This is a genomic window from Brasilonema angustatum, assembly GCF_059505445.1.
Genome location: NZ_JCACKO010000033.1, coordinates 40014 through 52458, shown reverse-complemented (window position 1 = coordinate 52458; position 12445 = coordinate 40014). Strand labels below are relative to the sequence as shown.

The window sequence follows — 12445 nt, the reverse complement described above, 5'->3', positions numbered from 1 at the left end:
GCGAATATCTAGAACAACGCACACAAAATTTACGCTCATATCCTCAAGCCCTCCTATTGAAAGAGTTTACCTCTTGAATTGTTAAGAACTGGCAGGATAATTGTTACGCTAACTTCACAATTATCCTGTCTTGCAATAGCCTGAAAGAACGGAAATACCTATGACACACAAAACCTAGTCGTATTAGTGATAGTATCAGACAATTAGCACAATTACAAGCCCAACGAAATGGCAAGGTTGATTCTCAAATCACGAGCGATGAAACGTGATGCTAATGCATACATTGTAGAAGTGAAACTGCAAATAAGCTGATTTTTAAACGTTTGGAATAAATTCCAATTTAGAGATTATCACCAATAGTAGATGACTGGATTTAAGCACTTGATATTTAATCAGACAATCAACATTGAATGAAGTGACAAACAGAGGATTTGACTTTGCTAGTAATTATTCGCGATCGCTTCAGGATATTTAGGCAAAATCGACTAGAACCAACTACAATCCATGAATTGCAAACAGATTTGCTCGATGAATCTAAGCTGAGTTCAATTTATTTAATTTTGATTGTTGGTTCCTGTGCCATCGCTACTTTTGGGCTACTCAGCAATAGCACTGCGGTAATTATTGGAGCTATGATTGTTGCACCTCTAATGTTACCAATTCGCGGGTTAGCTTTTGGTGCATTGACGGGTAATGTTGACTTGTTTCGTAAGGGTCTAATTTCGATAATAGTAGGAACTTTGTTGGCATTGGCGATCGCTTGTACTTTGGGTTCACTCGTTGGTATTTCCAACTTTGGTAGCGAAGTGTTATCGCGTTCTCAACCGACATTGTTAGATTTGGGTATTGCAGTCGTTGCTGGTGCAATTAGTGGTTACGCCAAAGTTGAACCGAAGATTTCTAGTACTTTAGCAGGAACAGCGATCGCTGTTGCACTAATGCCACCTGTTTGTGTGATTGGTTTGGGTTTATCGCAAGCAAACTGGGCACTTAGTCAGGGAGCAACTTTACTCTACCTGACGAATCTTTTGGGCATTGCTCTTGCTTGTATGCTGACATTTTTAGTTGTCGGCTATTCTCCAGCAGGAAAAGCCAGAAAACCCTTAATTTTAACCTTAATTTTTACAGGTGCATTGCTGATTCCTTTAACAGTCAGCTTTGGTCGATTAGTCCAACAAGCACGGTTAGAAAACAGTGTAAAAAAGGCATTATTGAATAGAACTGTCACTTTTCAGCGTCTCAATCTAATTGAAAGTGATACTAACTGGTTAACTAATCCTCCAGAAGTACGATTAAGTGTGCGTGCAAAAGAACCTGTGACACCTACACAAGTAAGATTATTAGAACAATTTCTGGCAAAAGAAATGGGACGACCATTTCGGTTAATATTTGAAGTTGGACAAGTTAAAGAAATTACAACAGATACCCCAACTTCTGATGTCAAGGAGAGTAATTGAGCCAGAATCATTCTAAGTAAAATCTGTGGGACAGGGGGAAGCGATTGACTACTACAAGTTAGTGAAGTACAAAAAATAATGGCTCAAAGCCAAACATCAACACTTTTTTACTTCTGACTTAGGAATTGCTGCTGTAAATCCTTTCCCTCACCCAATTCCGAAAAATCCGCGTCATTTCCATCACCCCAATTCTTTGACTTTCCTCCAAAAATCGAGAGATTTCAATTAAAGGCAGTTGTGCAAAAGTAGGCGAATTATTACACTCCACATATTCCCCTTGTTCCAATTGGTAAATGTGCAACACACCTTCGTCGTAGCGCCAAAGTTCAGGAATACCCAAAGAAGAATAAATCTGGAATCGATCCAAAGATGAACTGGTTAAATCTACTTCTACCACTAAGTCGGGTGGCGGGTCGTTATTTAAATTAATTTCTGTTTTGTTTCTCACCCGTGCTTCGTTCCGGATGTAATAGCTGCTATCAGGTTCAGCACCACGCCGCAAATCTTCGCGTTTCAAGGTTGTGGAACCTGTAGGAAGAATTTCTAAATTCAACTCTTCCCCAAGAACAAAAATCAGACGTTCAATTAATCTATTCCAATATTCATGAGGCAAGAGTGGCGTCATAATTTCCAGGGTACCTCTGTCGTAAGCTATTCGGGAAGCTCGGTCTTCCCCCATATCTGCTAACATGGTTTCAAAGGTCTGCCAGCTAATGTTTCTTAAAATAACCCTTGATTCTGAGGGGACGCGTGTTGTTACCATTGCTCTATTGGGTACAGGCTCATATCATACACCATAGCGTCATATAAAAATAAAAGTATTCCAAAAAATGCATCCTCCCTAAGTAAGATTTGTGACAGAAAAACAGTGAGATAAAATAAAAGAAGTAGGATTCGGGGGACCATTTTACTGGTCATAAATGCTTATCGAGACTATCTTTGGTAATCTCCAAGGTCTAAAGTCTAGTCAGCTGAAACAAATACAGCGACTGTATCACCAGCGCATAGCGGGCGATCGCATCACAACGCCCGAGTTTTCTCAGCGACTGGCAGCAATTAGCACTGAAATCAATCAGCCAGTGTGTGCTTACCTCAACCGTCGCGGACAAGTCATCCGCGTAGGGGTAGGTACACCGCGCCAAACGCAAATTCCACCTTTGGAATTACCCCGTTATGGCGCAGAACGATTGAGCGGTATTCGTTGCATCGCCACTCACCTAAAGCCAGAACCGCCTAACGAAGCGGCGCTGACTGCTATGGCATTGCAACGATTGGATGCCTTAGTGATGCTAAACATTACTGGGACGGGATTTCAACGACGCGGTGGCGGCGCGACGGGCTATGTCAAGGAAGCTTACTTAGCTCATTTGACACCCCAAGACGCTCGCGCGCTGATCAGCAGCCCAGCAATAGAAAAAGTTTCTCATCTTCCACCTGCAGGCGGAGAGAATAAAGAGGGTAAAGAACAAAAGAACAACCTTCCATACACAAGTTGGAGCGTTTCGCCACCCATGAGTGTGGATATGCTGACAAATCAGGACTTGATGGAGTTGGTGGAAGGACTCGAAGCAGAGTTCCGGCGGGAATTTGTCGCCCAAGATGTAGACACCGACAATGATCGCGTCCTGATTGTTGGCGTTATGACTGATGATACGACAGCCCAACAATTCCAAGACACGTTGGAAGAATTGGCACGGTTGGTGGATACGGCTGGAGGAGAGGTGTTGCAGATGATGCGACAGAAGCGATCGCGCATTCATCCTCAAACAGTCGTTGGTGAAGGTAAAGTCCAAGAAATCGCCGTAGCTGCTCAAACCTTAGGAGCAAACCTCATCGTCTTCGACCGCGATCTCTCACCCACCCAAGTTCGTAATTTAGAATTGCAAATTGGAGTTCGGGTAGTTGACCGCACCGAAGTAATTTTGGATATCTTCGCTCAACGCGCTCAATCTCGTGCTGGTAAATTGCAAGTCGAACTCGCACAGCTAGAATATATGCTACCACGACTGGCTGGTCGAGGTCAAGCAATGTCTAGGTTGGGGGGTGGTATTGGGACTCGTGGTCCTGGTGAAACCAAATTAGAAACAGAACGCCGTGCCATTGGGCGACGTATTTCCAGACTACAACAAGAAGTTAACCAACTACAAGCACATCGGGAACGGTTGCGCCAGCGGCGACAACATCAAGAAGTTCCCTCAGTGGCTATTGTTGGTTACACCAACGCTGGCAAATCTACGCTGCTAAATACTCTCACCAATGCAGAGGTTTACACAGCCGACCAATTATTTGCCACTCTTGACCCCACTACACGCCGCTTGGTTGTTCCCCACGGCGAAACGGATGAACCTCAAGAAATTCTGGTAACAGATACAGTAGGGTTTATTCACGAATTGCCCGCATCTTTAATGGATGCGTTCCGCGCCACCTTAGAGGAAGTCACAGAAGCTGATGCTTTGTTGCATTTGGTAGATTTGTCTCATCCTGCTTGGTTGAGTCATATTCGCTCTGTCAGAGAAATTCTGGCACAAATGCCCATCACTCCCGGCCCAGCACTAGTTGTTTTTAACAAGATTGATGAAGTCGATACCAAAAATTTAGCATTAGCGCAGGAAGAGTTTCCTTTAGCGGTGTTTATTTCCGCGAGTCAGCGTTTAGGATTAGAAACCTTACGCCAACGTCTCGGTCAACTGGTTGAATATGCCGTTTCTTATCATTAAATAAATTTTCTTTTGTATCAATATATGGGTGTGGGGTGTTAGTGCAGAATCAGCACAGCCTTACACCTTAATTTTTTGATGTAAGTAGCTTAACATATCCCGAACCGCTAGAAAATTACCTATCTTCTTTTTTCTTCCTTTGCGTCCTTTGCGTTCTTTGCGGTTTTTTAATACCAAGTTGTGTTCAAAGAGAATAAAAAACCGCAGTGAACCAGCGCTCTTGGGAGGGTTTCCAACGCCAGATACCTCTGTCGGGAGACCCTCATCAAGTACTGGCTCCTCCGCAGGCGACTGGTGAACCCGTAGGGAGGCGCTCCAGAACACAGAGAAGACTGGCGTAAAGAGATAGAAAGAGGGGAAATTCTCATGAATGAAACTTAGTATAGGTATTCTTCGGACGGTTCGGGAGTATGATGACTACTGAAATAGGAAGCAGAATGATGAGCAACACAAACACATGGTGGATCTATGCATTATTTTCAGCTTGTTTTGCCGCATTAACAACCATATTTGCCAAAGTTGGGGTTGAAAATGTAAACTCCAACCTGGCAACAGCAATCCGAACTGTTGTAATTTTAGTAGTTGCTTGGGGAATTGTATTTGCTCAAGGCAGTATGGTTAATATTTTAGAGATTCCCCCAAAAACTATGTTTTTTCTATTATGTTCTGGGGGAGCTACTGGCTTATCCTGGATTTTTTATTTCAAAGCTTTACAACAAGGAAGAGCCTCACTTGTTGCACCAATTGATAAATCTAGTTTGGTATTAGTTTTATTGTTTTCTGTAGTTTTTCTTCATGAGCCGTTAAATTGGAAAATTCTTTTAGGAACTTTCTTAATAGCTATAGGAACTTTGGTGTTAATTTTTTGATAAGATTATTGAGGATTGCAATCCTATTTGATTCTTTGAAAATCCCGCATTTTCAGATTTGCGACAACTTTTGCGAAGTCGGGAATCTTGTTGTTAACGAATAATTTAGGACTGCTATATTACTGTCATTAAATCTTTCAACCAGAAACTCATAGAATTCGAGGGTGTATTGCACTCCTTCCTTCCGTCAGTCCATGTGACGGCGTTGAGATCCCTCTTTTGCAACACACGTCATAATCACGCGCTCACGCAAATCCTTTGAGTAAGATACTGGCATATATTAAAACAATACTATCTCTTCAGTGTATCTTAGTCTGTGGTTCAATTACCTGAAAATTGCTGTAAGGATATCTGGAATTAATCCTGAATTCGTTGAATCATAACTCAAAGCAAGTCTTGACAACAGTGTATGTCAAGTCAGGAGAAAACTAGCATGAAAAGCATTATTAGACGACTTGTATTCCAGCTCGGTGCGCAGACGCCCAGCGGCGAGTCAAAAGACATCGCCATTGCATTTAGTAGAAAACTGAGGCTACTCTATTTGATGGCTTGCTGCGTTCTTATTGCAGGAAGTGCTGTAATATTTGCGTTGCCAGCCCAGGCGCAAACCCTATCCTCAACTTCTGTTTGTCCCGCCCGTCCAACTGCAGGAAGCATTGTTAATAACCCACCGCAAATCCGGAATCCCGATGCATCGAATCCTGCTAACTTCACGGTTCTAAACATTCCTCCCTCTGAGAAAAACGCCCCTGAACAAAACTGCTATCTTGCTAATGGTAACGTCGAAGCACCAACTCTTAGGGTGAGTCCTGGTAAAAAAGACCTTGTACTGAGATTGACTAACAGACTGCCAGGAAAAGCAAAAGAAAAGCAAGACAATAACTGTGAGCGCGGCGAATATTCAGGAGGAATGGCACCCCAAAATTCAACCAACCTCCACTTCCACGGTCTGAATGTGTCTCCAAAATGCCATCAGGACGAAGTTGTAAGGACGGTGATTGAGCCGAGGGAGACTTTCAAGTATAAGATTGAAATTCCAAAGGACGAGCCACCGGGACTATACTGGTATCACCCGCACGTCCACATGCAGAGCGAAAATCAGGTGCTGAGCGGATTAACAGGTGCGATCATTGTTGAAGGCATTGGGAAGTTTAACAAGCGAGCAGCTCAACTACCCGAACGGGTGTTTGTTCTACGTGATATGGACTTATCAAATTCCTTCCCCAACGACACTCAGCAACCACCAGCGAAGGATATTTCCATCAACTCAGTTCCAATTAGGTATAAAGGAGGGGGTAACTACGATCCGCCTGCTGTCATTCAAATGAAACAAAACGAAGAACAGTTTTGGCGTGTGGCTAATACCGCAGCAGATACCTACTTTGACTTGCAAGTTCAATATGATGGCACTGCTCAACCGCTTAAGTTGGTAGCCATGGATGGCGTTCCAATCAATGCTAATGTTCAACTGCAAGACCAGACTAAATCAGTCAAGCACATTATGCTACCGCCAGCTGGAAGAGTAGAGTTTATGATCACTGGTCCTGGAGGCGATGTCAAAGATGCCAAGTTTTTGACGCTGAACTTTGACACAGGACCAGACGGCGACAATGACCCACAAAGAACGATCGCTAGAATTGAGAGACAAGCACAACTTACTCGCAATGCCGAATCATCTACTTCAGCCTTAGTTCCCGAGCTTTCGGTTGACTTAACCCAGGTATCGGGCGATCGCTTCTCTGGACTAAGTCAGGAGAAGTCTATAAAAGAGCGCACGCTCTACTTCTCTCAAAAAGATTTTCCCGCTCCAACTCCAAGCGATCCGACAGCAACAAGAACGGAGTTCTACATCACTGTGGAGCCGAATCAGCCTAAAGTCTACGATCCAAACTTCAAGACTCCAGATATCACAGTTCAAGAGGGAACGACTGAGGATTGGATCGTGGAAAACCGTGCTCGGGAAGCCCATGCCTTTCATATCCACCAGATCCACTTCCGCGTGCTGGAAAGCCCTGATTCGAGTGAGATAGGGATGATGCGCGACACGATCAACGTCCCTGTTGGGACTCGTGTTAAACTGCAAATGGATTTCCGAGGCGCGAGCAAGGATAAAAATACGAGTATCGCAGGTACTTTTGTCTACCACTGCCATATCCTTGAACACGAAGATAACGGCATGATGGCACCGATTACAGTCAAGAGTTGAGGATGGAAACTATTAGTAGGCTGTAATTATTGTACAAGGTTTAACCTTCTGTACTTACAATAGCTAACGATGGCGAGTACTCTTTGGGATTGGTTGTTGGGAATTGTGACCTTTGGTGCATACGCATTTTTTGCAAATAGTACTGTCGGTACAGCCGGGGTGCAGTGGCGAGGGAACCGCCAAGGGCGCACTGCCTCCTCACTCCTTCCCTCCCTGACTCCCTATCTCAGTTCTCCTATTGTCAGAGGTGTCACCGGCTGCACCGTAGGTAACCGTTCTTGAAGTTCTGCAAGTCTAACATTTGGCAGATGAGGTAACACAAGCTTTGCAAAATACTGACACTCCTCAATCAGGGGATAGCCAGAAAAAATGAATGCTCGAATTCCCATATCCAAGTAACGATCCAGTCGTTCAAGTATCTGGGAAGGATTTCCCACTAATGCTGCACCACACCCAGAACGCGCTCGTCCTATTCCCATCCATAAGTTCCCCTCAATATAGTCATCTTCGTCAGCAACTGTTCGCAGGGCATCTTGTTTCAAGACGCCTACGGAGCGAGAATCTTGTGTACGAGATTTCAACTGTACACCGCGAGCTGCATCGAGTTCCGATATCAAAGTTTTTGCCCAGAAACGAGCTTCTTCCTCGGTTTCGCGTACAATTACATGAATACGGAGTCCAAAATCGATACTTCGTCCATAAGCAGCAGCCCTGTTGGAAAGGTCTTGCATACTTTCAAACAGTCCTTCTTCAGTATCGGGCCACATCAGAAAAACATCGCAGTATTGAGCACAGACATCGCGAGAACCTGGTGATATTCCGCCGAAGTAAAGCAGTGGTCCGCCATGTTGCTGATACGGTTTGACTGGGTAAGTTGGTAAGCTAAAGCGATAAATCTCCCCTTGATGGTCTATTTTTTCTTGCGTCCACGCCTGTTGAAGAATTTGGATCACTTCTTTACACCGTTGATAGCGATACTCAGCGTCTTCAACAAGTCCGGGGAGTTCGGAATTAATGATATTTACAGTCAGCCGTCCCTGTAACAAATGGTCTAAGGTTGAAAGATGACGTGCGAGCATGGGAGGGTGAATTTCCCCTGTGCGTATTGCGGTGAGTAAACTGATTTGCTGGATTTGGGATGCGATCGCCGCCGCAAAAGGTAACACTTCCTGACCCAACATATAGCTTGTGGGCAGTAGAATATTCTTGTAGCCCAAGGAATCAGCTGTGAGCACAATATCACGGCAATGTTCGTAGTTGCTGCGCCGAGAGGGGTCAAGCTTTCCTAAACGATCAGTGTCACCCCCGCATAAATCGGCAAACCAACCCACCTCAGATACCCTCTGATGCGTCCTAATAGTCGAAAGCCGAGGTACATCGCCTTTAAACATATTTTCTTTCTCCTAAATAACTCTGTAAGTTGTACTCGACTTTAGTCATTTTTGGATCAGACGGCTGATTGCCAGCAAAACTACAGAAAAACGAGGTAATAATAATTTATCAGTAATTATCCCGACCGTATAAAGAATAATATTGTAGCGCTATGAAAAATTTTACCAGTCTGCTGATATCGATAGTTATAGCTTCATGGGTGATGGGAGTAGCCATCCTCTCAGTACAAAACGCTCAACCAGTCTCTTTAAAATTTCTAACCTTCCAGTCCATTCAAATTCCAGTAGGTTTAGTGCTAGCTTTTTGTGCTGTTGTAGGGATAGTTGGTGTAGCATTGCTGCAACCCTTGTGGGGTGTTGCTGGTTCTGAGCGAAGGAATTTGAGATCAGAAGATGAAAACGAATTCTTCGCCGATGAGGAGTTTTGAGAACCAGGTAGATCAAACAATACCTTCGCCAAAAAAAAGAATGAGCAGTTGACACTCCCACACCTTGTATATCACTCTTGGTTTCTTCACCATTAGCAATTCGGTCAAAATTGCGCTTAAGTTTTGGGGTGAAATATAAAATTGTGAATGTAGCCTGACAAAACATCAGAGGATTGATATCCGTGACACTCAAAGAGTTAGAACAACAACTTCTTGCCCTCAGTCCTGCTGAAAAAGTGCAAGCCATACAATTACTGGCTCAAAGTCTCGGTAGCAATTGGCAAGGAATTGAGAAAACCTCTAGAGTTTGTGGTGGAGAAGCACGCATTGCGAAAACTCGTATTCCCGTCTGGGTACTTGTGGAAGCTCGCCGTCTTGGATATAGTGATGCTGACCTTTTGACGAGCTATCCAACTATTACAACTACAGATTTAGCTAATGCTTGGGTATATGCACAAACGCATCCTGATGAAATCGAATTGGCAATTGAGCGTAATCAGGTAGCTTAGTCGATGGCACGATTTTACGCAGATGAGCAGTTTCCGTTTCCAGTTGTGGAATTATTACGTAGTTTGGGGCATGATGTTTTGACAGTTCAAGAAGCAGGAAATGCAGATCAAGGTATACCTGATGAGGATGTGCTGGCATTTGCCATAAGTCAAGAACGCTCAATATTAACTATCAACAGAGATGATTTTATCCGTTTGCATCGTCGTGATGATAACCACTTCGGCATTATTGTTTGTACCAACAATCGTAATTGGGAGCAGTTTGCCACACGGATACATGAGGCTGTGACAGCAGAAGAATCGTTGAAAGCAAAACTAATTCGTGTGGTACGTCCAGTCAGTTAAAAAATATTTCTGTAAAAACACATAAAATAGAGAGTTAAGTGAGTCTTATTTTTTATAAAGTATATATAGGCTATTTTTCCAAGGGCATGGCGGCAAAGTGCTCTTGAAAGAGTTTGTGGATAAAGCGATAGCGTCCACCAACGCGCTGGAGTAGAAGGCGTTCGGTGCAGTAGTCGAGGAAGCGGGCATAGTTCCAGGGGATGTATCTATGACACCAGAGAATAGTACGAAGAGAAAGATGCTTGATTAGAGATAAGCAAGCAAAGCTTAGTGAGAAACCAAGAATAAGAGAAATCGTTTGAGACAATATTGTTGGTTTAATCTTAAAATACATCAAAAAACAAGTATAGGAAATATGAATAATACCAATAAATAATGCGGTTTTTAATTCTTCATGAAAACCTTGATTGGGTTTGTCTGAGTTTTCTATTTGAGCAAATAAACATACACTAATCAATAAAAATGGAGTGATAAATATGCAGGGTGGTATCGATACAATTAAGTCTAAAAAATAAAATATCTTTAGTAAAAAAGTTCTTTTTATTCCAATGAATTTCACATACTCAATTGTCAATAAAAAGAGGAAATCATAATGAAGATAGGGCGACTTGGATTCACCATCTTCTTTCATGGCTAAATTGGTATTACGGGTTACTTTCTTGGCGCTTTTTCTTAGTAAAATACCGACTCTTTTAAAGCCAAAACTATAAATTACGTCTCCTAGCAATATATGTAGTGGGTGCATTAATAATATTATTGGCATCAAGTAAATTAAGGAAAATAATGATGAGATAAACCTTAATGGGAATAAAACATCTCTTTCTATTTCCTGAAATGACGGAATCCTTACACGTAATCTGTGAGAAAGAGAAATTTTGTGTATTATAGGTATATATTGCCTAAACTCTGTTGGTAAATCACGTTTAAACAGCCAACAAAAGAGGCTAACCCAAGGGTAAAGTATTAGTCGCGCTCCGTCAGCTTTAGACTCTGTTGCAAGCATGAAACCAGGAGCTAAACCTAAGATTAGAATAAGCCAGAAAATTCCTAAACTACTAGGTGGCTGAAAATAGGGTAGCAAACTAGTTCTGACAATGATTCCTGTACAAAATATAGCAATAGTGAAAAGTAGAAACCAGTATTGCCATTGATAAAGTTTTTTGCCAATGATCTGAGGTTGCATTTCCTCTATGAGAAACTCTGTTTGTGATTCACTTTGCAACTGTTGTGCCAAAAACACCAACCATTTTCGAGTTTTTTTTATACTAGGAGAATTTTTCTGTGGAGTCACAAGCTCTCTTTTTATAGCATGTTCCCAGTAAGCATCAAGGAGGAATTTTAGACGTTCTTCGCTCGAAGTGAGTGTTTTCCAATCTTGAAGAAACTGTGTTTCCTGAAACGAAATCAATCCTAAAACTGACAAAAATAGAGGTGTTCTCACCAAATTTAATAGCTCTAAATCTAGTAAAAGCGTTTTCCAGAGTTCTATTTGGTTTAGCCGTGTTAAATATGCTTGAATCTCTTCATCTGTAAGCGGTTGTAGCCGAATGGCTTCATTCAGATGTAAGCGTATCCCCTGCCTCGGTGATATTTCTTCTGACTCCTGCGCAACATCTTGTTGCCATTGTCCTCGCACAACTTTCTCATACTCTTCTAGACGACTACACACCACCAAAGAGTGCGATCGCCATTCGCTTTGCAAAAATTCGTTAATCTTCTGCACACAAGGTTCTTGACGCACTGATTCCAATTCATCCAGCCCATCCAGCATCGGTAATAACTTGGTATCATCTACCCACTTTGCAGCAATATCTTTCCGCACCCCGTATTTCGATTTAAGCTCTGCAACTAGCCACTCACGGATCGACTGCTTATCATCCTTCCAAGTCGAGAGATTAAACAGCACTGGAATTGGATAATCAGCATCTTGTTCGGCTCGTGCTATCAAAGCTTTCGCTAAATCTAGCATTGTAGTAGTTTTGCCAGCACCAGGATTACCCAAGATTAGCAATTTACCCGCTATTTCTTCCTGCTCAAAAACTTCTAAAATACTTCGGTTATTGGGAATCGGTTCGCGCTTGTTATGCCATGTTTTTATATCTGGACTATAAGGACACTTTACTTGTTCAGGTTGCGCTTCCTTCCCCAAATTTATCAAAACTGCATTATGCAAGGATTGTTTAAGTCGGGTAACAACTTCCGTTTTCACTTCTTGCAGCAATTGTTTCTCATTGCGAGGACGTTGAGCTTTTTGCTTTTCTTGCAAAACCAAACGCAATGCTTCTTTTATGGCTTCTGCATCAGCACCCTGATAAATGCGATCGCCAATCTGAAATTCCCCTCCGTGTAGGTGTCCAATATTAACAATATTCTTACCTAGCTGCACCAGATCGCGATCGTTACCAACATTCTTAGATAACTGAAGCAAATATGTAATATCCGCTTCAGTGTGTTGATGTCTGGCAACACGATCCAAAATAGAGCTTATTTCATCCTCAATCGCCATTTATAATTCTGCTATAG

10 protein-coding genes are annotated in these 12445 nt (G+C 42.6%); 7 read left to right on the top strand and 3 right to left on the bottom strand.

All coding sequences use genetic code 11. The features are described 5' to 3' along the window. Window positions 1-437 precede the first annotated feature (437 nt). Window positions 438-1457 carry a DUF389 domain-containing protein gene (locus AC5JM2_RS08375; RefSeq protein WP_495834436.1) on the top strand — a complete coding sequence of 340 codons (1020 nt, stop codon included), beginning with the start codon at window positions 438-440 and terminating at the stop codon, window positions 1455-1457. 118 nt (window positions 1458-1575) lie between these two features. Here AC5JM2_RS08375 and AC5JM2_RS08370 read toward each other — a convergent pair whose 3' ends face one another. Beyond that, window positions 1576-2220, bottom strand: a complete 645-nt coding sequence (locus AC5JM2_RS08370; RefSeq protein ID WP_495834435.1) for a Uma2 family endonuclease — start codon at window positions 2218-2220, stop codon at window positions 1576-1578. 157 nt (window positions 2221-2377) lie between these two features. On the opposite strand from AC5JM2_RS08370, the gene hflX reads away from it, so the two are divergent. The 3 genes from hflX (at window position 2378) to AC5JM2_RS08355 (ending at window position 7249) form a co-directional block, all read left to right on the top strand. Beyond that, a complete protein-coding gene (gene hflX / locus AC5JM2_RS08365; RefSeq protein ID WP_495834434.1) occupies window positions 2378-4174 on the top strand; it encodes a GTPase HflX in 1797 nt (598 codons plus the stop codon). A gap of 410 nt (window positions 4175-4584) precedes the next feature. Further along, window positions 4585-5043 carry an EamA family transporter gene (locus tag AC5JM2_RS08360; protein ID WP_495834433.1) on the top strand — a complete coding sequence of 153 codons (459 nt, stop codon included), beginning with the start codon at window positions 4585-4587 and terminating at the stop codon, window positions 5041-5043. Window positions 5044-5476: 433 nt separating this feature from the next. Next, complete coding sequence (locus AC5JM2_RS08355) at window positions 5477-7249, top strand: multicopper oxidase family protein (protein ID WP_495834432.1); 1773 nt, start codon at window positions 5477-5479, stop codon at window positions 7247-7249. Between the two features lie 221 nt (window positions 7250-7470). On the opposite strand, the gene AC5JM2_RS08350 is transcribed toward AC5JM2_RS08355, so the two are convergent. Continuing rightward, a complete protein-coding gene (locus AC5JM2_RS08350) occupies window positions 7471-8640 on the bottom strand; it encodes an LLM class flavin-dependent oxidoreductase (protein WP_495834431.1) in 1170 nt (389 codons plus the stop codon). Window positions 8641-8792: 152 nt separating this feature from the next. Between AC5JM2_RS08350 and AC5JM2_RS08345 the strand changes: the two genes are divergently transcribed. The 3 genes from AC5JM2_RS08345 (at window position 8793) to AC5JM2_RS08335 (ending at window position 9922) form a co-directional block, all read left to right on the top strand. Beyond that, on the top strand, window positions 8793-9068 hold the full coding sequence (locus tag AC5JM2_RS08345; protein ID WP_495834430.1) for a lipopolysaccharide assembly protein LapA domain-containing protein: 276 nt from the start codon (window positions 8793-8795) through the stop codon (window positions 9066-9068). A gap of 182 nt (window positions 9069-9250) precedes the next feature. After that, entirely contained in the window at window positions 9251-9577 is a 327-nt protein-coding gene (locus AC5JM2_RS08340) for a DUF433 domain-containing protein (protein WP_495834429.1), read from the top strand. A 3-nt stretch (window positions 9578-9580) separates the two neighbouring features. Further along, window positions 9581-9922, top strand: coding sequence for a DUF5615 family PIN-like protein (locus AC5JM2_RS08335; protein WP_495834428.1), 342 nt, complete (start codon window positions 9581-9583; stop codon window positions 9920-9922). A gap of 70 nt (window positions 9923-9992) precedes the next feature. On the opposite strand, the gene AC5JM2_RS08330 is transcribed toward AC5JM2_RS08335, so the two are convergent. Continuing rightward, window positions 9993-12428: an NACHT domain-containing protein gene (locus AC5JM2_RS08330; protein ID WP_495834427.1), complete on the bottom strand. Its 2436-nt coding sequence runs from the start codon at window positions 12426-12428 to the stop codon at window positions 9993-9995. Between the last annotated feature and the right edge of the window lie 17 nt (window positions 12429-12445).